Genomic DNA, 23,452 nt, shown 5'->3' on the forward strand with positions numbered 1-23,452 from the left:
GATGGCCGCCTCGGTGCTTTGATCCACGACGGCGATCGCGACCCCGCCGCCCACGGCCGTCGATCCGCTTTTCTTCGACTCGGCGCCGCCTTCGGCAAGGATCGTGTTCTCGCCGCTGCCCGTCGCGGACAGCGTCACCGCGTCTGCCCCGGTCACGGACGCGGCGTCGGCGATGGTCGCGTCCACGTCCATGTTGGACACACCGATGGCGATCGAGGCCCCGACGCCCGTCTCGCCCGCCTGTTCGGCCGCGGCCGTCGCGCTGGCCGTGGTCGTCTGTGTCGAGGCCGCGCCCAGCGTGACATCGGCGCCCGCGGCGCTGACATCGCCGGCAAGGGTGGCCGCGATATCGGTCTCGGCGATCGACAGGGCAAAACTGCCGGCAACGGACAGATTCCCCCCCGTGGCCCCCGAAATCGCGGTCGCGCCGAGCGTGTGGGCCCCGTCATCGCTGGGCGCCATCAACGCCTCGGCCGAGAAGCCGCCCGTCACGCTGGCCGAAGCGGCCAGGCCGGCGGCGTTGTTCAGGGTGGCCACGTTGATGGCCACGGCCACACCGACGAGATCGTCATCGGCCGTGCCCGACGTTTCGGCCTTGGCGGCCGAGCCATCGGCGCTTGCCGTGGCATCCATGCGGGCGCGGGCGTCCAGCTCGGTCTGGGCCGAGACGGCCACGTTCTCCAGGACGGCGGTCGCATCCAGTGTCGCGACGTTCAGCGACAGGGCCGCGCCGACGGCAACGGCACCGCCCCCGGTCCCCGAGGCCGAGGTATCGCGACCGTTGGCGTTGGGGTCGTTGGTCTTGCCCGACCGGGCGTTGGCCGTGCTGACGGCGCTGTCGCGCTGGTCGTTGGCGCTGGAGTTCCCGTCCGAGGATTCCTGCGACTTCGACGTCCCCTTGGCCGACGCCTTCGACGTGGCAGCCGACGAGGCCACGCCGGTCGCCGACATGGCAAGGGCGGTCGCCGTCAGGTCGCGGTCCAGGTCCGCCTCGGCGGTGTCGGAGACGAAGCTCAACGCGATGGCGGCCCCGACGGCGGTATTCCCCGACGCGTCGGCGTTCATCGTCGCCGCGCTGGTGCCCGAGTGGTCAGCGGTCAGCGTCGCGGCGCCGGTCAGCACCGTTTCGGCCCCCGCGCCGATCCGGGCGCGCGTGGTGCGGTCATGCACGTCGATGGCCAGGCCGCCGCCGATCCCCGTGCCGGTTTCGGAGCCCTGCGCTCCGGCCTCGGCCTCGGTGGTCGCGGTATGGGCCCCGGTGGCGGTCAGGCTCAGGTCGTCCGCGCCCAGCACGTCGCCGGTCACTTCGGCGACGGTCAGATGGTCGGCGACGCTGATGGCGATCGAGGCGCCGACGCCGGTTGCGGTCTCGGCGCCCGATTGGGCGGCCGTCGCCTTGACCGTGTTCGTCGTGGTCGCGGCGGCGTCAAGCGACACATCGCCCCCGCCCGCCGACACGCTACCGTCCTGCAACGCCCGCGTCGTGCCGTTGGCAATCAGCAGGGCGAAGCTGCCGGCCACGCCCGTTTCGCCCCCCGACGCACCGGATTTCGCCTCGGCCCGCATGAGGTGGGCGCCGCCGGCCGCCATAGTCGCGCTGGCCGAGAAGGCCCCGATCACGGCGCCCGAGAGCAGGCCGGCCTCGTTCGTGAGCGTGCCCACGTTGATCGCCACGGCAACACCGACGCGGTCACCGCTGCCCGGGTTCTCATCATCCTCGCCGGTCGCGGCGGACCCGTCGGCCAGCGCCTCGGCATCCATGTCGGCGGCCGCGGCAAGGGTCGTGGCGCCGGTGACGTCGACGCCATCGAGCACGGCGGTCACGTCAAGCGACGAGACATTCACCGCAACGGCGGCACCGACGGCGACGCTACCGCCCGAGCTTGCGGCCGAGGCCTGGCCGCCGGTCGTATCGCCGTCGCCCGACCGGTCGTTTGCGGTCTGGGTGGCGCCGCCGATCTGGTCGTCGGCGCTGGTGTTGCCATCGCCGGACTCCGCGCTCTTCGACGTTCCCTCGGCCGAGGCGGTGGCGTCGGCCAAGGACGCACCGGTGCCGGTTGCGGTCATGGCAAGGCTGGTGGCGGACAGGTCGCGGTCGAGATCCGTGGTCGCGGCATCGTCGACGAAGGCCAGCGCCAGGGAAACGCCGACGGCCGTGTTGCCCGAGGCGCTGCCGGTCGCCGTGGCCTGGCTGGAGCCGGCATGCGTGGCCGATAGCGTGGCCGCGCCGGTCAGTGTCAGCGGCGTGAGGGCCGCGCCGATCCGGGCCGTCGTCGCGCGGTCATGGACATCGATGGCAAGCGCACCGCCGATCCCGGTGCCGTCGCCCGCGGCGGCCCCGCCCTCGGCGGTGGTGGTCGCGTCATGGGCGCCGGATGCCATCAGCGACAGCGATTCGGCCCCGCTCAGGATGGCGTTGTCTCCAAGCTCGGCGACGGTCAGATGGTCAGCCACGCTGATCGCGACCGAGGCGCCGACGCCGGTCGCGCTGGCGCCGGACTGGGCGGCGGTGGCCGCGACGGTGTCGGTGGTCGCGGCCTCGGCCGAGGCGCTGACATCGCCGCCGTTTGCGGTCACGTCACCGTCCATGTCCGCGCGCGTCGTCGCGCCCGAGATCGACAGCGCGAAGCTGCCCGCGACGCCCGTGTCGCCGCCAGACGCGCCCGACGTGGCCTCGGCCCCGACGACATGGGTGCCGCCCGCGGCCATGCCCGCGGTGGCGGACAGATCGCCACCCGCCCCCAGCAGGACCGTGGCGGGCGCATCGACGGACGCGCTGTTGGCGACATCGGCCACCGTGATCGCCACGGCAACGCCCACCTGCGTGGCGCCTTCGCTGCCGTCGCTGGCCGAGCCGTCCGCGGTCGAGGTCGCGTCCATGTCGGCGCCGCTCGCCAGCGTCAGGTCGGCCGCATCCATGGCCCCGGACTCCACCGCCGACACGACGTCGAGCGAGGAGACGTTCAAGGCCAGCGCCGCGGCTATGCCCACGCCGCCACCCGAGGTTTCGGCGGACGCCTCGGATCCTGTGGAGAGCGCACCGGCGCTCTGACCCGAACGCTCCTCGGCGAAGCCGGTCTGCTCGGCGGTCTGGCCGTCGGCGTCCGCGGCGCTTTCCTCGTCGTCCGAGGTGCCCGTGGTCGCGGCGCGGGCCGTCACGGACGCGGCACCGGTTCCGGTGGCCGACAGGCTGACGCCGCCTGTGGTGGTGACATCGCGCCGGGCGGTGGCACCGGCACGATTGTCGACGAAGCCCAGCGCCAGCGCGGCGCCTACCGCCGTCGAGCCGCCCAGCGCGGCCCCATCAGCCATCAGCGTCGCATCGCCGGCATGGGTCGCCACGAGGTCGATATCGCCGCTCGCCTGCAGGCTGCCCGTGGCGCCCAGATCCGTTTCGGTCGTGTCGTCGATCACCGCGATGGCTATGGCCCCGCCGATGACCGTTCCGTCGCCCGCGGCGCCCCCCTCGGCCGTGATGGCGTCGGTGCGCGACCCGTTCGCCGTAAGCGCAAGCGTCCCGAGGCCCGAGGCCGCGCCGTCGCCCAGCGCATCGCCCTCGAGCGCGGCCCGCACATCGTTGTTGCCCACGTAAAGCGCGACGGACGCGCCGATGCCCAGGTCGGTTCCGCTGGCGCCGCCGGCCTCGGTCGGGGTGGCTTCCGTCGTGGTTTCCGTGGTCGCGCTGGCGTTCAGGACCAGCGCCGCGCCGTTCAGCGACAGCCTGGCCCCGTCGGCGACGGTGGCCAGCGTATCGGTGGTGACCACGTTGATCGCCAGCGCCCCGGCGACGCCGGTCTGCGCGGACGACCCCGCCCCCGCTTCGGCATCGGCGGTATAGCCGCCCGCAACATCGAGCGTCGCGCTGACGGAAACGGTGGGTGCCCCCTGGTAGGTGGTCGTGCCGCCCAGCGTGGCGGTCACGTCGGACTCGACGACGCCCAACGCCACGCCGACCCCGACACCCGTGGCCGCGTCCGAGGTGTTGGCCCCGCTTGCCGTGGCCGAGATCGTATCGGTCTGAAGCGCGGCCAGCGTCACGTCGCCGCCGGTGGTCGAGATGGTCCCCGAGCTGTCGACCCGCACTTCTGTCGTGGGAAGGTAGATCGAGACGGACACGGCCCCGGCGAAATCGACGCTGCCCTCCTGGGTCTCGGCCCGGTCATCGGTGGACCCGTCCTGGTTGGGGTCTTCCAGCCGTTCCTCGGATTCGTTGTCGCCGCCGGCACTGGCCGTGGCGCCGCCTGCCGTCGAGGTGGCGGAGGTGGTGACCGTCGCGGTCGAGGTCGAGGCCAGCGCGACCGATGCCCCGCTGATCGAGGCCGCGTCCGAGACGATGACAGACGTGTCGGTGTCGATGACGCTGACGGCGACCGTGGCGCCCGCGCCGCCATCCGATCCGTCGGCCTCGGTGGTGACGTCCAGGCTCGTCTCGGCGTCCGCCGTGACCGCGCCGCCGGCCGACAGGGACGATCCCCCGTAAAGGGAAACGCCCGCGTCCGTCACCAGAGTCGTGATCGAGATCGCCGCGTCCGTGGCCGTGTCGGTGTCCGAGCTGTCCGCCGCATCGTCGGCCGTGACCGTGACCGACACTTCGGCGTCCAGGTCCACGGCACCCGCGGCCGTGATGGTCCCGCCCGAGCCGGCATCACCGTCGGCCCCGAGGATCACCCGGGCCTGCGGCAGCCCGACGACCAGCGCGCCCGACAGAGACGACACCGTCGCCTGCCCGGGCTCGAGCGTCGCCGTCGCCGAGGCGGTCATGGACACGTTGCCGGTCGAGGCCGTGACGGCACCGAGGATCTCGATCTCGGCCAGCGGTGCGGCCAGGTAGACGCCTTCGGTCAGTTCGACCGGGACCAGCCCGTTGCCCTCGGCGACGGCATCGAAATCGACGTCCGAGGCCGCGACCGAGCCGCCGGAGGTGACATCGATCTGCTCGGCCGTCACCGTGACCGCGCCGCTGGTCGTCAACGTGCCGTCGAACACGACCTGGTCGAGCCCCGCGCCGCCGTCGATGGTCAGGTTGGCCGCGCCCAGGTCGATGGGCCCGTCGAGCGTCAGGATATCACCCGCCGCGAAGGCGATGACGTCGGACAGGATCCCGTCGGTGACGAACTGGCCGAGGTCGGGGAACAGCCCGTTGTCGTCGCCCAGGTTGATGGTGAGGTTGCCCGTCGGCAGAGCGAAGGTCTGGAACTCGAAGGTCGGGACCGGGCTTTCGCTTTCGATCGTCAGGCTGCCGCCCGACTGGGACAGGCGCGCGTTGTCCGACACCGCCGACAGATCGATGACGACATCGGTCGCCGTGAGGGTCGAGGTGACAGGCTCGAGGCCGTCGTAGGTCAGGACCGAACCGTCGCGCGTGACCGTGCCCGATGTCGGGCCGGTCGCGACGAAGGACACCTGGTCGAACGCGCCGCCGTCCAGCTCCATCGAATCGAAGCCGGCGTCGCCGCCATCCATCACCCCGTCCAGCGCGCCGGACGCGCCGACGACGAAGGTATCATCGGTATCCGCCGCGCCCTGGAGGTTCTCCACGCTCTCGAAGCGCAGCCCTTTCACGGTTCCCGCGTTGTGCCCGTCGATCCGCCAATCGGTGTCTTCCGCCGGGGCGGCGAGCGTGTCCGTCCCGAGACCGCCGTCGAACACGATGGACACGCCCGCGGGGAAGGCGCCCGAAACGTCGAGCTGCAGGCGATCGTTGCCGTCGGTGCCCGCGATCCGAATTTCGGTCGTGTCGGCCAGCGCCCGCTGGTCAACGACCTGACCGGTATCGTCGTCGATCAGGCGGAAGGTTTCGGCGGTCGTGTCGAAATGCAGGGTGTATTCCGCGCCCGAACCGTCCAGATCGGCCATCGGCATGATATCGGCGGAAAGCAGGTAGCGCGGCTCGAGAGCGTCGATGCGAACCGCCGAGACCTGAACGGGCATCCGTCCCGACTGGATGGCGCGGACCTGGCGCAGGAACCTGTGACGCGACTCACCTCGGAACCAGGAATTGGGCGTTTGGGCGGCATCGGGGATCTTTGGCGTAACTTGCGTGGCGCCACGGAACGACTTGCTCAGAAACGGAAAAGCCATGATCGACCCACCCTATGGAATAAGAAATTCAATCAATTTTCGACCAATCGCCACGCAAAACGCAGGCCGAAACCGTCTTCGAACTTGAACTCGAGCGTACTGTGCGTGTGGTTATTCCGCTACATAAATGTGCAAAAATCATGGCGATCATCCCCGATCCGGCGGCCCGAGCGCCAGTCGGCAGCGATGTCCGGCGGGTAACTGCCCGGTCTCGTTGGGCAATTCCAGGACAACCACAAAAGTCGACGATGCGGCGTCGAAAACCCGGTCGATCGCGACGATCTTGGCCTCGTAGGCTCCGTCGAGCGGCGCCACCGGCCGCACGGTGGCCGAGTCGCCCAACGAAACCTCGCCATAGAGCGAGACCGGCAGGAACGCTTCGATCTTCAACGGGTCCAGCCGCACGATCCGCACCAGGTGATCGTCGCTGCCCACGTATTCGCCCGCGCTCAGAACGGCCTCGGCAACGATGCCGTCGACCGGGCTCCTGATTTCGCGCTGGTCGAGCGAGATACGCGCGCGCTCCAGCTCTTTCACCGCGATCTCGCGGTTCAACTCGGCCTGGAACAACAGGCTCTGGGATGCGATCCGCTCGGCCTCGACCGCGTCGAACTGCTCCTCGGTCGCGACCCCTCGTTCGCGCAGGGTGGCCACCCGCTCGTACCGACGCTCGATCATTTCGAGCTGGCGTCTCTGGGCGTCGATCACCGCGCTCGATTCCGCCCGGGTCTCGAGCAGTTCGACCGTGCTGCGCTCGATCTCGGACTTCAGCCGCGCGACGAGTTGACCCTTTTTCACGGTATCGCCCCGGTCGACCAGCCGTTCGAGCAACAGGCCGGTGGCCGATGATCCCAGCTCGATCTCCTCGGCGGGATCCATGAGACAATCGTAATCCTGCGCCGCGGCGGGCAGTGCCGCGACCAGGCAAAGCAGGCGCAAAAGGCCGGTCATTCCAATCCTCCCGTGAAGGCCAGGAGCTGGCCAAGTCTCTGATCCTGGCGCACGAGGTCGCGCCGCATTCGCGCGTGGCTGCGCTCGGCGCGCCTTTGGGCCTTCCGGAACAGCTTCTGGCGCGGCGCCAGGCCGATCAGCGGCAGGCGCGCGCAGACCTTCAGGGCGGGCGCCGCCACCACGTCGAGAAGGGGATCCTGCAGTGACAGGATCGCCTGGTGACTGCCCGCCTCGCCCCGACGCCCGGCGCGCCCGGCAAGTTGCCGGTCGATCCGGCCGGCATCGTGCCGTTCGGTCAGGATGACATGCAGTCCGCCCTTGGCGGCCACCCCGGGCCCCAGCGCGATATCGACCCCGCGACCCGCCATGTTGGTGGCGACGGTGATCCGCCCGGACTGGCCCGCCTCGGCAATGATCTCGGCGCTTTCGGCCTCGGTCTGGGCATTGAGGACCCGATGGGCCAGCCCCGCCCGATCGAGCGCGGCGGACACGGTCTGCGACGCGCTCACGGACCGGGTCCCGATGAGAACGGGGCGGCCCTTCGCCGCCTCGGCCGCGGCGGACGCCACCACGGCCTGCCACTTGGCCTTCTGCGTCCGCAGGTACCGGGTGCGCCGCGAGCGCAGGCGCGACCGACGATGAGGGCGGATCCGCACGGTGGCCAATCCGTAGACGTCGAACAGCTCGCCCGTGACCTCGCGGGCCGTACCGGTCATCCCGGCGAGCAGCCGGTAGCGACGGAAGAAGCGCTGATAGGTCATGCGCGCCACGGCGATGTTCTGGCCGGTGATCTCGACGCCCTCCTTCGCCTCGACAAGCTGGTGCATGCCATCGGACCACGAGCGGTCGGGCTGAAGGCGCCCGGTGTATTCGTCGACGATCTGGATCTTGCCGTCGGCGACGACGTAGTGTTCGCCCGCGTGGAACACGAGCAGGGCCGTGAGCGCCTGGCGGGCCAGTTCCTCGCGGCGAATGACGCTGGTCCAGGGCGCCGCGTCCCCCGCGGTCATCCGGCCGATCTCGGCGCGGCCCTCGGACGTCAGTCGGATCCGGCGTTCGTCCTCGATCAGGGTGAAGTGGCGGTGACGCTGCAGGGCCCGGGCGACCGCCAGCGCCCGGTGGGCCAGATCGGCCTCGGCCTCGGGATCGGAGCGGCGGGAGATGATCAGCGGCGTGCGGGCTTCGTCCACCAGGACGCTGTCCGCCTCGTCGACGATGGCAAAATGCAGACCGCGCATCACGGCGGGCGTTTCGGACATGTCGGGCGCGGTGACGCGGCGCAGGCGCTGCCGCAGGCCCTGGGGTCCCTCGGCGCCGAACCCGATGCGGTCGCGCAGGTAGTCGAAAGCGAATTCGTTATTCGCGCCGTAGACGATGTCGGATCGATAGATCGCGCGCCGCGTCGCGGGCTCCTGCCCTTCGAGAATCGCGGCGACCGACAGGCCGAGGCGGTTGTAGACGGGCCCCAGTGTCCGAGCGTCCCGTTCGGCGAGATAGTCGTTCACGGTGACCACATGGACCGGGATCCCGGCCAGCGCGGCGGCGGCGGCTGCCAGCGCAGCGGTCACCGTCTTCCCCTCGCCCGTGTCCATCTCGATCAGGCGGCCCCGCAACATCGCGAGCGCGCCCAGAAGCTGAACGCGGCGCGGGGCGAAGCCCAGTTCGCGTCGGACCGCGTCAGCCGCCAGCGCCAGCGCCTCGCGCGCCGCGCTGCGGTCGAGCCCGCGGCGCCGGATGCGCGCCCGCGCCGCGGGGGTGACCGGCGCATCGGGTGCAGCTTCCAGCCGCGCCATGGCGCGCAGGACCGCCCGAAGGTCGAGCCGATCGCGGAGCGGCGCAGCCAATCGGCGGCCTGCCCCCGTCACGATCCCGGACGCCGCCGCGCCCCAAGCGTCCAGCCCCGTCGGAAGCGCATCCTTGCGCTCGGGGTAGATCCAGACGTCGGGCGCGGCGGTCATCGGGTCAGGCTTCCTCGGGCTCGGGCTGCGGCGCGGCGGCCTCGGGCTCGGCCGGAGCGAACTGGCTGAGCATGCCCTGGAAGTGGCGCAGCGAGTGCAGATGGAGATAGGCGCATTCAAGCTCGTCCGTGTCGAACATCGCGCGCAGGTCGTCGCCGCCGATGCCCTTCAGCTTCTCGCGGTCGATCGCCATGAAGCCCGACAGCGACCGCTTTTCACCATCGGCCAGCTGGAACTGCGCCTGCATGGGCTGCAGCAGGCCAAGATCCTGGAGCCGCTTGCAGAAGGCCTCGGTGCGGCGGAACTGGCCCTGGTATTCCTGCAGGAACTTCAGGATGTTCTGGAGGTACGAGGTCTGCTTGCCGTCGCTGTCGAACAGGCGTTCGCCGCGTCCCTCGCGGTTCACGCCGTCGTAGTCCTCGTCGATGTTGAGGATGAAGTTCTTCTGCTCGGCATCCATCGAGAAGACGAAGGGATAGCGGCGCACGAAGGCGGGGATGTATGTGCCCGCGCGCCACTGGCCCGCGGCGTCGACGAAGAAGTTGTGACCGTCGCGCGCACCCAGCACCAGCGCGGGCATCACCCGGTCCCCGGTTCCTGCGAAGACGATGGGATAGTGGGCCGCCGCCGCCGCGAATTCGATCGCCGTGAGGGGGACCGAATTGGTCTTCGCGGCGAAGGAATAGTCGGTGCCGCGCACGCTGACATCGCCGTGCGTCTTCGCGGTGACGGGACGCGCATTTTCGTAGAACAGCAGTTGGGTAGCCATGGGGTATCCTCCGGGGGTTGGCTCAGGCGGCGCCTGAAGTGGCTGCGAAGTAGTTCAGGAAGACCCGCATCGCGGCGCGCGCGATACGGGAGGCGACGGGACTGTCGCCGTGATCGAAGCGGACATGGACCCGCTCGCCGTAGCGGGCGATCGGTGTCGGCACGGACAGCGCCAGTTCAAGCTGGGCGTGGGGCGTGAAGGTGCGCAATTCGCCCGGTCGGGCCGCCGGATCCAGCACCGCGCCGCCGCCACCCTGGGCGCTGAGAACCGCCGATGGCAGGACACGGCTCAGCCCCGGGGCCGCCCGCACGACGCGCGCGTCGAAGCTGGTCCCGGCGTCGGTCGCAAAGCGCAGGGCGATGGCGCGGGTGCGCGATCGCACCAGGTCGGCCGAGGTCTCGGGCACGGCAACCTGGATGCGCGGATCGGCGAAGGGGGCGACAACGGCCAGCATGTCGCCCCGCCGGGCGTACCGCCCCACCAAGTCCGCCTCGACCGGCAGGATCACCTCGCCGTCGAGACCCGCATGCACGACCTGGTTCGCGATCCGGGTTTCGGTTTCCGCCAGGTCGGCCCGGGCCGCCGCCAGTTCCTCGTCGATGATGCCGAGCCCCGTCTGGTCCGACGGATTCGCCCCCTCGCGCCGGCGCTGGACTTCGACCACGCGGGCGGCCAGGACGTCGCGCCGCGCCTCGAGCAGCGGATCGTAGAGCCGGACCAGCGGATCACCCGCCCGCACCCTGTCTCCGGACGCCACCATCAGCTCGACCACGGTGCCATCGGTCCGCGCGTTGGCATAGGCCGCGGGATCGGGCATCACGACACCGTCGACCACGGTGCGGTGCGGCACCGGGACGGCGACAAGGATGGCCACCACCGCGCCCACCGTCCCCGCGACAAGGCCCAGGGCCCGCATCCGGTGCCGCCTGAGGGCGGGGCTCGCGATGACGTACCAGAGCCCTTTCAGCATCGGCAGGATGAGCATCAGGAACAGCGCCCAGCCCGCGAGGATCAGCCCGATCACGAAGAAGCGCGTCGCCACCAGCCCGACGATCGCGGTGGTGATGACGATCCGGTACAGGTAGGCGGCGATCCCGTAGAACACGAACCAGGCCCGCTCGTTGCGCGCGGTGACCGGGCTTTCGGCATGGTCCAGTCCGAAGGCGTGGCGCTGCACAAGGTATCCCAGGTACTTGTTCGCGCGTTGCGCCAGGTTGGGGATCTCGATCAGGTCGCTCAGGACATAGTAGCCGTCGAAGCGCAGCAGCGGGTTGCCGTTGAACAGCAATGTCGAGATGCCGCCGATCAGCATGACGTTGAAGGCGAAGGCCCTGACCAGCCCCTCCTCCGCGCCGGCCCAGACGATCATGGCGACCGAGGCCAGGAAGATTTCCGCGAGGATCCCCGCCCCGCCCACCAGCGCGCGACGCCATTTGGAGGCGAAGGCGATACTGTCCGACGCGTCCACGTAGGGCACCGGCAGGAACACCAGGAACATGACCCCGATCTCGTGGACATGTCCGCCCCAGCGCTTGATCGTGTAGGCATGGCCCAGCTCGTGAACCGCCTTGATCGCGGGGTACGATATCAGCAGCAGGATGAGGTTCTGGGTGCTGAGAACCCGATCGACCACGTTCTCGGTCAGCGGGCCCCAGTTGATCGCGGCCAGCGCCAGCGCGTAGGCGAACACCCCGAAGAACAGGGCCCAGCCGATCCACCCGAACAGCGGCCGCACCAGCGGCATCGTCGCGGTCAGCAGGTCGTCGGGGTCGATCAGCGGCACCCTCAGCGCCAGCGGGTTCAGAACGCTCTTCACCAGCTTCTGCCGCCGTCCGCGCCGGCCGCGGTCGCTCAGTTCCGCGATGTCGGGCGGTACGTCGCCGACCAGCACGTCGGCCGAGTAGAGTTTGCCGACGACCCGGACCAGCTCATCCTGGGTGACCGCGTCGACGTCGAAATTGCGCATCGCGTGCGCCCAGAGATCCTCGAGCGACCGCTGACCGTCCATCATCGCGACCAGGCGGTGCGCCTCGGGCGACATGCGATGGAACCGGCCCGACGCGCGATCCTGTAGCACGTACCAGACCTGGCCGCGATAGGTATGGCGATGCAGGCGCGCATGGGCCCGCAGGCGGGGACGGAAGCCTGCGACGCGGTACCACGACGCGCTGGACCAGGACCGCCGCGTGCTCATGGCTGCCACCGCCACCAGGCCAGCCGCGCCCAGTCGATCAGATCGTGAAACAGGACCTCCCCGAGCCGGCGCTCGCCGATCAATGTGCGCGAGATGCCTTCCATCCCCGGGCGCAGGGTGTCGGCATCCTGAACCAGCGCGGCTTCGACCCGGAACCAGTTGCGCCCTTCGCCCTGGCGGGCCAGCGGCGTCAGCTTCTCGACCACGAAGGGAAACGGGGTCTCGGGGAAGGCCTGCAGGCGCAGCGCGCCCTCCTGTCCCGGGCGGATGGCGTCGATATCGGTCTCACCCACCTCGAGCACGACGCGGAACGCGTCGAGGGGCGCGATCCGGAACAGGGTCTGGCCCCGCTCGATCGACGCGCCGATCGACTGGCTGAGATCGCCCTCGACGATATACCCGTCGAAGGGCGCGACGATCCGGGTGCGGGCCAGCTGCTCGTCCACCAGCGCGATCTGCGCGTCGGTCTGATCCAGCTGCGCGCGGACCACGCTGGCCTCGGCCATGGCCCGCTCGGCGATGGCCCGGTCCAGCTCGCGCGATTGCTGGGCGCGGGTCGTGCCGAGACGCATCCGCTCCAGCGTCAGGTCCCGGTCGTCCAGCCGCGCGATGACGTCGCCCTGAGAAACCCGGTCGCCCGCGCGGGCCGCCTCGGAGGCGAGATACGAGTTGAAGGGCGCGACGACGCTGCGCTGGACGATGCCTTCAACCCGCGCCGGGGCCGAGACCTCGAACGCGCGGGGCACGAACCAAAGGGCGGCGGCGACCGCGATGACCGCCACTGTCGCGAGCTTGGCCGCGAAATGGCTGGGTCCCACCAGCGCCTTGCCGCCCGCCGCGACGCCGTCGAGCATGCGCCGCGGGAACCAGCGCGCGGCCCGACGGCGATCCTCGATCACCGGACCCGCGATGGCCGCCACCGCGTCGCAGATGTCGATATCGGCGGTGTCGAAGGGATGCCCCTCCCGCCGCTCGAAGGTCAGGGCACCGGTGATCTCGTCGCCGGCGGTCATCGGGATCGTCAGGACGCTGCCGACGCCGTGCGTCCGGGCAAGATCGGCGTGGGCCAGCGACACGCGGAAGTCCCAGCCCTGCGGCTCGGGCCACAGCACGACGGCCTCCTGGTCGACGGCCTCGTCCATGGCCAGGCCGACCTCGCGGATCAGGCTGGCGCGGCGCCCGAAGCTGGCCGCGCTCGACACGGCGCGGACCTTGATCCGGCGCCCCTTGCGCAGGCCGAGGCTGACCGTCTCGCAGTCCAGGCGCCGCGCCAGGTCGGTGACCAGCGCGATGGCGGCGTCGTCCAGCGCGGGCCGTTCCAGCAGCGACGCAAGAACGTCGAAGGCGATCGTCGTTCGTTCGCGCAGCTCGCCATCGCGCGCCTCGCGTTCGCGGCGCAGCATGAGCTCGACCCAGGCTTCGCCCCATTGTAGGCGCCTGAAGATCACGGGCGTCGTCGGTGCGCTGGCGGGCGCCGCCAGGGCGACCGCGCCGAAGCTTTCGCCGGATACCGAGATCGGATGCGCCAGCACCCGGCGCGCGCCGTCTTCGCCTTGCGCGATGGAATGCCCGCTTTCCAGGGCAGAGCGTGCGGCCGCCAGAAGCTCAGGCTCGGGTGCGCCACCGGTCGGCCACTGCGCAGCCACCACCGGTGCGCCGGACTCGTCCAGCGTCACCAGGATCGCCGTGGCGAGCCCGTCGACCTGCCTTGCCAGCAATCCCAGCCAATTGAGAAGGAAGTCGGGCACGGTGCCCGCGTCGCGAAACCGCGTCCAGAGTGTGCGATCGAGCATGGCGTAGGAGACGGGGCCCTCGGCCTCCTCGGTCACGCCGGCTGTCTCGGACTCGCTGCCAACCACGCTGGAAATGACACACTCCTCGGAAACGGTCTAAGCGAAAAATCGAACGTCAAATCCAAAGCACGCATAAATTGTGCCCAGGCTTCGTGATTACCGGGAACAACATCGCCTGTCTATCGTTTCGACCGGTTTGTATGTGCACATGATCCCGGCCTTTGCAGGGGAAAGCACTCGGGCGCGACGGGACAAATACCCCAATATCAATCGGCAAGAGACTGATTTGATTTGTTTATCCCTTAGCGCCGTGTGCAAGGGCGCGCGGCATGCCCCCATCCGGCCGGGCGGCGTGCGACCTTTGTCGCGACGCGCCGGGTCCGCCCACCAGGCGTCAAGAACGGCGGCGTAGGCTCCTCACTGTTTCGAAAATCCGTATTCCGGGGCGCGCCGAACCATTGGCATGCGGCCTGCCACCGCCACGAGTCGGGCCTGCGTCCGGGCCCGATGACGCGCGGTCAGTCGTCCTCTGCTTTCGGCGATCGCGCCCGGGATGGGCGCCCTGCCCCTGTTCGGCGGGTCGGCGGGCGACGGGCAGTCGTTCCGCAACTGCCGTTCGCGTCGCGGATAGCGAGGCGAAGTAGGCCGCGAGCGCCGCGATATCGGCGTCGGACAGATCCTGCGCCGACTTTGCCATCAGGTTCGCCCGCCCTGCGCCACCGCGGTCCCCGTCGCGCCACAGGCGCAGTTGCTGGGCGAGGTAGAGCTGGCTCTGGCCGGCGAGCCGGGGGAAGTCTTCGGCGCGTGGACCTGCTTTCGGCCCGTGACACGACGTGCAGGCGGGAACGTCCCGCGTGCCCCGCGACGCCAGGTCGGCGCCCTCCTCGACCAGCGCCGCGTCGAGGTTTCGCGTCGCCGGGTCGGCCAAGGGGTCGCGATCGGCGAACCATGCGGCCAGCTCCACGAGGTCGGCCTCGGGAAACCGGGACGCCGCCACGTGCATGATGCCGCTGCTGCGCGCGCCATCGGCATAGGCCAGCAACGTCCGTTCAAGGTAGGCCCGGGGCTGGATGTCCAGCCGGGGGATCCATTGATTGCCGCTCCGCCCGTCGAGCCCGTGGCACATCGCGCAATAGGCAAGGCCATCGGGCGCATCGTCGGGGACCTCGGGGCGCGCGGTGAGATCGTCGTATTCCGCGCCGGTCATGTCGCGAACCTCGACGAGAAACGCCACGACCGGCCAGACATCGTCCGTGCGCGGGGCGGGCCAGTGCGGCATGCCCGACATCTTCACGCCCTCGTCGACGATCCAGTGCAGCTCGTTCGGCTTCCACGACGGGTCTATCTCGGACACATGGGGCGGCCGCGGCACCATGGCGGCGGCGACCGCCGATTGCCGGTGTCCCGGTGCCGCGTGGCAGGTCCGGCAACCCTCGTCGAAATGCCCGGCGCCAAGGGCGACCATGCCGTCCCGCGACAGGTCGGGCACCTCGCTTTGCGCCGGCGCGCGCAGTTCGACCGAGTTGCGGAACGTGGTGTGCAACAGCCACGGCGTGATCGCCCAGTGCCCCGCGCGCGCCGAGACGTTGAACAGGCCGCCAAAGACGATCGCGGCTCCGGCAATGGCGGCCAGGACGGCCAGGGTCGCGAGGGTCTGGAGGACGCGTTTCATGCCATCTCGTCCTTCGTGTCTTCAAGGGATCGGGCGACCAGCCACAGCCCCGCGATCAGGTAGATCGGTGTGCCGATGGCCAGCATCAGCATCCCGCCAAGCTGTTGTTCCTGCAGCGCGCCGGCGTGGTCCAACGCATAGATCACGCGCGGCGACAGCGTCAGCAGCGCGCCCAGCAACGTCATGTGCATGGAGGTCAGAAGCAGCCCGCCCGCCCCGGCCAGCCCGCCGGTCCGCAGGCACCCCGCCCAGACGACGAGCCCGACGATCAGGAACAGCGCCTGTTCGATGATGAAGACAACAGAGCTCGCCATGGCGGCCTCGTGCAGGACGGGAAGGTGGAAGCCCCACACCACGAGAAATTCCAGCACGGCCCCCGCGAGCGGAGACAGGGCCAGCGGGTCCGCCAGCCGTGGAAACCCCAAAACGATCAGCGGGGCCACGACCGCGACAAGCCCCATGTGCCGGATCATGTGCGCCGGGAAATGGCCCAGCCAGTCGGACCATGGCAGGCCCCAAATCGCCAGCAGCAGCGCGCAGGAGAGGACCGCCGCGACATTCATCGGCACGACCCGGCCAGCAGCACCGGCAGGACGACGTAGACCACGCCGATGGCCGAGACGACCGCGAGAAGCACCGAGACATGCCCCAGGAAGCGGTCGCGGCTTTCCACGTCGTCGATGCCCGGGACCGCGCCGTCCTCGCCGTAGCCGCCCTTGGTCCAGTTGCGCCAGCCCAGCCAGCCGCTGAGCCCGATCCCGACCAGCGCAAGGACCGTGAGGGCGATCAGCGCGAGTTGCAGCGCGCGGGGATCGGCATCCGGCGCGATCTTCGCGCACCAAACCGTTGCCGCCCCGTACGAGATGACGAAGTGGAACGCCCAGATCCACGGCGCGATGGTGATCTTCAGCAGGATACCGACGCCGACGCCGAATTCGTTGGGCTCGGTCATGTCATCCACCCCGGCAGCAGGCCGATGACGGCCGAGGTGATGAGGGCCTGCACCACGATGAAGTGCCACAGCAGCGTCGTGTTCGTCAGGTCGGCGTCATAGATCGGCGTCGTGTGCCCCGCGAGGCTGCGCGCGAGAGAATAGCCCTGGGCGATCAGCCCGAGGCCGAGATGCGCGCCCAGCCAGACCGCGAGCGCACAGACGATCGCGGGGTAAGCGTGGCTGGTGGGCGCGAGGTCGGCCACGGCCAGATAGAGCCCCGCGCCCCCCGCGGCGGTGCAGGCCATCCCCACCGCGAGGAGGATCCGTGCCTGCCGCACGTTGCCGTGCCGGTTGGTGGCCTTCGCGCTGCGCGTCGCCAGCCACGACAGGCTCAGAAGCACGGCTGCAGCCACCAACGCCGCGCCGCCGGCGTGGTCCGCGCCCGTGGGCGGGAAGTCCGGGCTGGCCGTCCAGTAGAAGAAGAAGCCGAAGACGAGGCTGGTGAACGCCGTCGCATCGCCCAGCATGGTGATCCAGACCGCCCACCATCCCGGCGCGTTGGGCCCCGACGCATAGCGCGGCAGGCGCAGGCCGAGCCCCACATCGCTGGTCGGCTCTTCCGGAACCTGCGCGGTTGTGGTCCACAGCCAGTAGAGCACGCAGACGATGGCGAAGGCCCCCGAGATGATGGCGGGCACGTACATCGAGAAGGTGGGAAAGATGAACGCCCCGCCGGTGAACGCGGCCGCCATCATCGTGATCCAGGCGGGCCCGGTGATCCGCTGGACATGCTGGGGCCGGGCATCGAGCACCGATGTCACGATCGTTTCGCGATACCCGTATTTCGTGTCGCTCAGGTAGAAGCGGCCCGCATCCATCCGCTCGACGATCTGCGGCTGGTCCCACAGCGGGTAGCGCGAGGTGATGAACGGGATCGACCGCACGCCCCATTGCTCTTCCGGGACATTGTGCGACCACTCGAGCGTGCCGGCGTTCCACGGGTTGCGCCGGGATGCGCCCACCGGACGCGAGCTCTCTGCCTCGTCGCGGAAGGAGGCTCGAAGAGCCCGGACAGCGCCGTGCCATACTTCGGCATGCACGCCTCGCACCTCCTCGAAGACGGATGGCACTTCGTGCCATTCCCCATCGAAGTTGACTTCGATCGCGCCGATATCGTCGCGATGCCACCGCACTTCAACTTCTCGCTCGGGGGCGTGGACAAACCAGCGAGCCAGAGGTTCACTGTGATACCGCACACCAAAGACCCGAATACCCTTCGCCGTGACGGTCCGCGTTGTGCGTGTGCCGAAAACGAGCCTGCGGCGACGCATGTCCGGCGCCGGCTGAACGCCATAGGTTTCGACCAGACGGTTCCAGCAGTTCGCTGGCGTCTCTCCATCCAAGCCTTCGTGCGGGCGATTATGGTAGACGTCGACCACCCACCGAACCAAGGCCTCGGACAACTCCTCCGGCGTGAGCGCAGCACCGTCCTCCGGATCAGCGTCACCCTTGGTGATGACGTCGGAAAAGGTTCTCCCGCTCAGGAGCGGCATCAGCGAGCTCGACATCGTGCCGAACAGTCGCTCGATCCGTGCGCGCATCTGCGGAAATCCGGTTGGACAGCGCTCGGCTCGGATTCCGAGGTCCTGCATTGCTGTCCTCATCGCCACCGAGATGAAGCTGCTGCCGTTATCGGTCACGATGAGCTCAGGGGGCCCCCCCATGTTCCAGGGAGAAATCGCCCCGAAGGTATCCGCCCAGATTCCTTTGTCCTGTGTGATCATTTCGAGGGTCTGGACCGCACTATTCTTGGAGGCCGAGCGCGACAATCGCATGGCAACGATGCATCTCGTCGCGGCACAGATCGCCACGGTAAGTATCCAGCGGATCTTCTTCTTGTTCAGTCCGAGTAGCTCTTTTTCCTCCTTGGTCAGGTGTTCGAGAATGCCGCTCTTAGCGAATAAGGAAATCAGATCGATGGTCCATTCGTCGATCTCAACCCTTTCCAATGGGCGCTTTACCTGCAAACCGATTCCGACCGGCGCGAATTTCTTACGCGCTGCCTCCTGACCCATTCGGGCCAAGACCGTATGAAAAGGATCGAGTTTGCGAATTTCCTGCCGAATTGTCTCCCGCGACGGCATGACAAGCGGTGTGAGGCCTTGGGATTCGCGCGCCTTATTTGCATCCTCGAAAGCGCTCTCGACACGTTCGTAGATTATCTTCTGACTCGGACGTAAAGGATGCGCATATCCTTCGACGATCGGCCCGATGATCGCCAGTTCCTCGAGACCGATCCGCCTGGTCCGGTTACCTGATCGACTCTTCGCGTCGCAAAGACCAACCAGACCTTCCGCCTCATAGACCCGCACCCATCGAAGGAGAGTGCTCACATGCGGCATCTTGGGCAGGAGCAGATCCTTTCCGGTCTGCCCTGAGCGACCTTCGGCAAGACCTCAAATTTCGGCTGCCCTGTGCTGAATCCGGAGCCCTGCCCGGACGACAGAGCGATCCGTTCGCTTGACAGCCCCTTCAGCTTCCAGCTCGAGGAACGCCTCGACGAAGGCACAGCGAAACTCCATAGCCTCCGCAACACGGCCCCGGACCGCGGACATTATCGTCGTGCTCTGAAGCTGGTTCCGACGCACCTCAGCTGGCAAAAATGCGCCCTTGTTGTGGCGCAGCAGACCCTTCCGAACGAGATGGGCCAATTTCCCGTTGTCGAAGCTTTCGGCGACGCCGGTGGAGTCGGTTCGGGTGAAGACGTATCCCCAATCACGCCGCGCATGGGGGCGATAGGAAATGCCCGACACCACGATTTCATCGTGCTGATCGAATGCATACTTGGGAACTGGCGGACTGCACTGGATATCCAACATCAGATACCCTCCTCGTTCCGGGCGGTCGTGAAGGCCGAGGCGTTACCATCCGATTGTTCTGGTCTCAGGAGGCGACTTAGCATCGCCTCCACGGAGGAGTCGCGGCAGCCCGACACATCGACGTGAAGCGGCATGCCGAGAATAACCCAATCCCGCATGGTGGCGCTGGGCTTAACCTTATTTTTCGCCATAGTTTTTTCCTTGGCTTTGACGTTCTGCCGAGCTGTTGCGTCGGCAGGGCGCGTATTACGGCGTCAAGGTGGAGGCCGTCTCCTCCGGGATTCCCGCAAAACTGAATTTTCCTGATCGCTGGCTGCCGGGCGGCTCGGGAAGGCCTACCTCGTCAGCGTGTGGAAGGTGCGCGAGCTGCGAGGCAGAGCACCCTGTCGCAAGCCTACCCTGTCGCTCGACAGACGAGGGACTCCGGCGTGATCCTTTCGCGCTTTGCAAGAGCAAGCTCGCCTCTACGGAGAAGGCGGCCAACTGCACGGAACCCTCGGCCAGGAAGACCCACATCCCTCACGATGTCCGAGATCGCGCGCGCGCCCAGCGATCCTCGCGTGGCGCGCCTCACGGCGGCATCTGCCTCCGGGTCCGTCTCTTTGAGGCTGTCCAGGAACGCAGCGTTGTGAAGCTCGATTGGATCAACGTCGAGCTCGGTCATGACGACGACGTCGTCAGCGAAGCCCGAGGCCGCACCGACCAGTTCATGACCATGCTCGAAGAAGAGGCGGCGCGCCGCTTGAAGGGTTTCGTCTCGGGCGTCCGTCGGCAGATAATCGAACATCAGCTTCGTTCTTCTTGTTTGCGCTGCACCAGTGCGGCAGCTTCAAGTGACCCCATTCCTCCCGAGGGGCTTCCTTTGTTGCTTCGAAAACAAGATTGGCTGGTTTCGCAGGGACGAAGCGAAATTCTGAGTTTTTCTGGCCAACATCACCGTTTCGGAAATGCCATGGGACCCGGCGCCCCACGAAAGCGTTTCACTTGCCCCGAACGGCCGCCACGATGAAGATGAACGAGAGATCATCTATTGGTGCGCAAGTCGCACGTTCGGTGACAGCAGAAGCGAGGAAATTTGGCATGAGCATCAACGACCAGTTAGTCAGCTATACTGAGCGCTCGGACGGTCGCGTTGACGTCACGTATGACGGCGAGCCAATCTTGGTGCTGAGAGAGCCGCCTACATCTGCTTTCCGCGTGAATGCTTTGCAAATTCTCATTGAGCGGCATCTGGTCGAATTGGGAGATGACGAACGCCTGAGGTATTATCGGCGGTCCGAAGCCGCCACGGCGTAACTCCTACTGCTCCGGGCTTCTCAAGTTCCTTCGGTCCAAAATCCAATGAACTGGGGTGGGACAGCATCGACAAGCCAGACCCCATTGTCCGCCCGGGAAAAGACGTGTCCTTCCTCGTGCATGGATAGCGCTGCCAGTCGAAGAACCACCGGCTTCCCGTGACGCCGACCGACAGCCTCTGCGTCCGCCGGCGCCACGCTCAGGTGGACCTGTCGGCGGCGCATCGGCTGAAGTCCAGCCGCGAAGATGCCGTCGAGGTTATGGCGAGCCGTCCCATGGTAGAGGTTTATAGGTGGTTCGCGTGGCGTCAGCCCAAGGTCGATATCGATCGAATGACCCTGAGCGGCCCTGATGAGCTTGCCATCAGCCGAGATCGAGAACCGCTTTTTCTCGCTGCCTTCGATGAGGTCAATCAACTCCTCGCGGGACATAGGACGGCCGTGCGCTTTCATGGCGCGCAGTAGCCGGTCAATTGGCACCCAGCCCGCTGGATCGAGGGTAAGCCCAACCTCTTCCGGCTTGTGCCTCAGGATGAGGCTCAGGAACTTGCTCTTACGCGACATATAACGACCCCCTTAATTTCCGTTGTCAGCAAGCTTGGCCATTTTCGACACGACGGAAAAACAACACTGATCCCCAAACCGCCAAAGCTATTAACCACATACTTGAGCCTCATTCAGCTCCGGGTTACACAGGGAACAATGGATATAGCCGATACGATTGAGCGCTTAGTCGGGGGAGAAGTATGTTTTTTAACCGGAGAAAGAAGTGGAATGGTCAGGTCGCATCGCTCCTTCCAACTTTTGATCTCACGATCGAAGAGGTCGGACCCATGGCCGCGCTCGAAGCGCTTGATCTGGTCTATCCGAAAGGTTTCAGCGCGCAGGAAGGATCACTCTACTTGGCTTACCTTACCTACTCAACGTTCTAGAAGGAGCATGATCAGAGAGCCGGCTCGCTAAAAGAACGCATTCGATTTGTAGAGGACGACTGGGCAAACGCGGGTCGAGTCAATCCCAAAAATGTAGAAGCTTGGCGCGCGAAGGCCATCGCTTGGGAATGTGCGGCAGCGACGCCGTGACGCGCAATCGTGGAACTGAGTGCAGGCGAGGTGGAAAATCTCGACGGTGGCGTTGGTTTGCCTGAAGTGAACCATACAGCTTGCCCGACCCGAGTTCTCCACTGTCCCAAGCTAAGTTCTGGTGTAGCAGATCGAAACTCCGAAGATACTACACAGCCTTAGAGTTCTTGTGAAAGCCTTTCCTTTAAGTGCGCTCGCGATTCTGTGGTAACTGCGGCGTTATTTTATCGCTCAACATTAAGGTAGAATGATGCGCGTAGACCGGATTGTAATTCAAAACTTTCGCACTTTTGCATCCCTTGACGTCCATATCACGGACGATCTTTGCTGCATACTCGGCGAGAATAACACTGGCAAAACTGCGATCCTGCGTGCAATTCAGATCTGCCTCGACAGCATGCTGCCGTCGAGCTTTCGGTCACTGATACGTGAGGACATCCACTCCGCTATCGATATCGCCGAGCCAACCCAAGTTCTAATTGGCATCGAATTGACTGGATTTGAAGGAAGAGTAAACGAAGAAGCACTCGTCAGCACCTGGAAGACAGCCAGGGATCGCGCGCGCGTTTTCTACCGCTTCCGGCCGCGCCCAGCAGTTCGAGAATTGCTGGAAAGTGGTGACTTGGCATATGGAATGTTGACCTTAGAGGACTACCAGTGGGAAATTCATGGCGGCGGCGACCCAGCGATTGACCTCGCAGATATTGCTTGGAATGATGAAGGAATAGGCGAAACGGTGCGCTTTGGCGACCTGCAATCCTATCTTCTTATTCATCTGCCCGCACTTCGCGATGTGGAGCAAGATTTACGCAACCCTCGCCAGTCACCTCTTGTCCGTCTTATCGAAGCATTTCAAATCGATGAAATCGAACAGGAGGCGCTTGTTTCTATCCTCGATGAGGCCAATAAAGCAATTTCGGGATCGGAGACTATCGCTGAGATAGCAGGAGCCATTGATGCCCGGTTCAAGGAGGTCTCCGGTCCTGCTTTCGAGATGGACGCTACACTTGGCTTATCCGCAGCGAGCTTCCGCGCGATCATTCGCAACTTAAAAATTCTTCTTTCAAACGTTTCACTCACGTCGTTCGAACCTGGACGCAATGGGCTTGGGATGAACAACGTTCTCTACATTGCGATCCTTATGGAGTATCTTCAACGGCGAATCTCGCTCAATCGCTCCGCTGGCCAGCTGATCCTAATGGAGGAGCCTGAAGCGCACCTCCATCCTCAATTGCAATTTTCACTGATCGCCGCGCTACGCTCAATTGGCGTTCAAGTTATCCTAACCAGCCATAGCACCCAGGTTACCTCTCAGGTTCCGTTGAGCGGTGTCGTATCACTTACCAAGCGTGAGGATGCGACCATTGCCGCTGGCAACCTTGCGCTCAATGCGGCCCTCACATCGCCAGAGATCGCTGATCTCGAACGCTATCTCGACGCGACTAAAAGTGCGCTGCTTTACGCGCGCAAGGTGATGTTGGTTGAGGGTGCGGCCGAGATGTTGAAATGCCCCCTCTGAAGTGGTCCGCCCACTGGGATAGAATGATCCCGTCATGGAGAGGACCAGAGAATGGCTGGGAAGCGAGAGAAGCCCGAAGACATCGTTCTGAAGCTGCGGCAGGTTGAGGTGCTGCAAGGCCAAGGGCTGTCGGTCGGTGATGCGGTGCGCCAGGTCGGCATCACGCAGCAGAGCTACTACCGGTGGCGCAGGCAGTATGGCGGCATGAGCCGCGATCAGCTGAAGCGACTCAAGGAGCTCGAGACAGAGAACCAGCGGCTCCGGCGTGCTGTCTCCGACCTGACCCTCGACAAGATGATCCTGAGCGAGGCCGCCCGGGGAAACT

At 66.7% G+C, this 23,452-nt stretch carries 16 protein-coding genes (1 of these 16 only partly in view); 3 read left to right on the forward strand and 13 right to left on the reverse strand.

Annotated features, from left to right (window positions below):
* The 12 genes from BUB76_RS15980 to BUB76_RS16040 form a co-directional block, all read right to left on the reverse strand.
* Window positions 1-6,081: the beginning of an LEPR-XLL domain-containing protein gene (locus BUB76_RS15980; RefSeq protein ID WP_084140713.1), read on the reverse strand. The gene continues 23,493 nt to the left of window position 1, outside the view; only the first 6,081 of its 29,574 coding nucleotides appear in the window; its start codon is at window positions 6,079-6,081; its stop codon lies off the left edge, out of view.
* Window positions 6,082-6,228: 147 nt separating this feature from the next.
* Entirely contained in the window at window positions 6,229-7,032 is an 804-nt protein-coding gene (locus BUB76_RS15985; protein WP_073130007.1) for an efflux RND transporter periplasmic adaptor subunit, read from the reverse strand.
* Complete coding sequence (locus BUB76_RS15990; RefSeq protein ID WP_073130011.1) at window positions 7,029-8,990, reverse strand: preprotein translocase subunit SecA; 1,962 nt, start codon at window positions 8,988-8,990, stop codon at window positions 7,029-7,031. Before BUB76_RS15990 ends, BUB76_RS15985 begins: the two co-directional genes overlap by 4 nt.
* A 4-nt stretch (window positions 8,991-8,994) precedes the next feature.
* Complete coding sequence (locus BUB76_RS15995; protein WP_073130014.1) at window positions 8,995-9,759, reverse strand: SapC family protein; 765 nt, start codon at window positions 9,757-9,759, stop codon at window positions 8,995-8,997.
* Window positions 9,760-9,781: 22 nt separating this feature from the next.
* Window positions 9,782-11,953, reverse strand: a complete 2,172-nt coding sequence (locus tag BUB76_RS16000; RefSeq protein ID WP_073130016.1) for an efflux RND transporter periplasmic adaptor subunit — start codon at window positions 11,951-11,953, stop codon at window positions 9,782-9,784.
* Entirely contained in the window at window positions 11,950-13,812 is a 1,863-nt protein-coding gene (locus tag BUB76_RS16005) for a GAF domain-containing protein (protein ID WP_073130021.1), read from the reverse strand. The genes BUB76_RS16000 and BUB76_RS16005 overlap by 4 nt, the downstream gene beginning before the upstream one ends.
* Window positions 13,813-14,140: 328 nt before the next feature.
* Window positions 14,141-15,418: a c-type cytochrome gene (locus BUB76_RS16010; protein WP_073130025.1), complete on the reverse strand. Its 1,278-nt coding sequence runs from the start codon at window positions 15,416-15,418 to the stop codon at window positions 14,141-14,143.
* Entirely contained in the window at window positions 15,415-15,981 is a 567-nt protein-coding gene (locus tag BUB76_RS16015; RefSeq protein ID WP_073130028.1) for a cytochrome c oxidase assembly protein, read from the reverse strand. Before BUB76_RS16015 ends, BUB76_RS16010 begins: the two co-directional genes overlap by 4 nt.
* Window positions 15,978-16,370, reverse strand: a complete 393-nt coding sequence (locus BUB76_RS16020; protein WP_073130032.1) for a hypothetical protein — start codon at window positions 16,368-16,370, stop codon at window positions 15,978-15,980. Before BUB76_RS16020 ends, BUB76_RS16015 begins: the two co-directional genes overlap by 4 nt.
* Complete coding sequence (locus tag BUB76_RS16025; RefSeq protein WP_175550328.1) at window positions 16,367-18,724, reverse strand: TnsB C-terminal domain-containing protein; 2,358 nt, start codon at window positions 18,722-18,724, stop codon at window positions 16,367-16,369. Before BUB76_RS16025 ends, BUB76_RS16020 begins: the two co-directional genes overlap by 4 nt.
* A gap of 84 nt (window positions 18,725-18,808) precedes the next feature.
* Window positions 18,809-19,231 carry a hypothetical protein gene (locus BUB76_RS16030; protein ID WP_073130038.1) on the reverse strand — a complete coding sequence of 141 codons (423 nt, stop codon included), beginning with the start codon at window positions 19,229-19,231 and terminating at the stop codon, window positions 18,809-18,811.
* A gap of 394 nt (window positions 19,232-19,625) precedes the next feature.
* Entirely contained in the window at window positions 19,626-20,018 is a 393-nt protein-coding gene (locus tag BUB76_RS16040) for a hypothetical protein (protein WP_073130045.1), read from the reverse strand.
* Window positions 20,019-20,311: 293 nt separating this feature from the next.
* On the opposite strand from BUB76_RS16040, the gene BUB76_RS16045 reads away from it, so the two are divergent.
* Entirely contained in the window at window positions 20,312-20,527 is a 216-nt protein-coding gene (locus BUB76_RS16045; protein WP_073130048.1) for a hypothetical protein, read from the forward strand.
* Window positions 20,528-20,547: 20 nt separating this feature from the next.
* Here the strand turns inward: BUB76_RS16045 and BUB76_RS16050 are convergent, their stop codons facing one another.
* A complete protein-coding gene (locus BUB76_RS16050) occupies window positions 20,548-21,090 on the reverse strand; it encodes an RNA 2'-phosphotransferase (protein ID WP_073130052.1) in 543 nt (180 codons plus the stop codon).
* 765 nt (window positions 21,091-21,855) lie between these two features.
* On the opposite strand from BUB76_RS16050, the gene BUB76_RS16055 reads away from it, so the two are divergent.
* Both BUB76_RS16055 and BUB76_RS16060 read left to right on the forward strand, forming a co-directional pair.
* The gene (locus BUB76_RS16055) at window positions 21,856-23,127 is read left to right on the forward strand and encodes an ATP-dependent nuclease (RefSeq protein ID WP_214607546.1); all 1,272 of its coding nucleotides are present in this window, start codon (window positions 21,856-21,858) and stop codon (window positions 23,125-23,127) included.
* Window positions 23,128-23,178: 51 nt separating this feature from the next.
* Window positions 23,179-23,452: transposase (locus tag BUB76_RS16060; RefSeq protein WP_073130055.1), on the forward strand; the 274-nt coding region annotated here is incomplete at its 3' end.

The organism is Palleronia salina, from assembly GCF_900141995.1.
In the GTDB taxonomy this organism is placed as follows: Bacteria; Pseudomonadota; Alphaproteobacteria; order Rhodobacterales; family Rhodobacteraceae; genus Palleronia; species Palleronia salina.

Excerpts from the sequence above, each read along its gene's own strand:
- BUB76_RS15985 (WP_073130007.1), bottom strand. The coding sequence starts at position 7,032 with ATGACCGGCCTTTTGCGCCTGCTTTGCCTGGTCGCGGCACTGCCCGCC.
- BUB76_RS15990 (WP_073130011.1), bottom strand. The coding sequence starts at position 8,990 with ATGACCGCCGCGCCCGACGTCTGGATCTACCCCGAGCGCAAGGATGCG.
- BUB76_RS15995 (WP_073130014.1), bottom strand. The coding sequence starts at position 9,759 with ATGGCTACCCAACTGCTGTTCTACGAAAATGCGCGTCCCGTCACCGCG.
- BUB76_RS16000 (WP_073130016.1), bottom strand. The coding sequence starts at position 11,953 with ATGAGCACGCGGCGGTCCTGGTCCAGCGCGTCGTGGTACCGCGTCGCA.
- BUB76_RS16010 (WP_073130025.1), bottom strand. The coding sequence starts at position 15,418 with ATGAAACGCGTCCTCCAGACCCTCGCGACCCTGGCCGTCCTGGCCGCC.
- BUB76_RS16015 (WP_073130028.1), bottom strand. The coding sequence starts at position 15,981 with ATGAATGTCGCGGCGGTCCTCTCCTGCGCGCTGCTGCTGGCGATTTGG.
- BUB76_RS16020 (WP_073130032.1), bottom strand. The coding sequence starts at position 16,370 with ATGACCGAGCCCAACGAATTCGGCGTCGGCGTCGGTATCCTGCTGAAG.
- BUB76_RS16030 (WP_073130038.1), bottom strand. The coding sequence starts at position 19,231 with ATGTTGGATATCCAGTGCAGTCCGCCAGTTCCCAAGTATGCATTCGAT.
- BUB76_RS16040 (WP_073130045.1), bottom strand. The coding sequence starts at position 20,018 with ATGTTCGATTATCTGCCGACGGACGCCCGAGACGAAACCCTTCAAGCG.
- BUB76_RS16045 (WP_073130048.1), top strand. The coding sequence starts at position 20,312 with ATGAGCATCAACGACCAGTTAGTCAGCTATACTGAGCGCTCGGACGGT.
- BUB76_RS16050 (WP_073130052.1), bottom strand. The coding sequence starts at position 21,090 with ATGTCGCGTAAGAGCAAGTTCCTGAGCCTCATCCTGAGGCACAAGCCG.
- BUB76_RS16055 (WP_214607546.1), top strand. The coding sequence starts at position 21,856 with ATGATGCGCGTAGACCGGATTGTAATTCAAAACTTTCGCACTTTTGCA.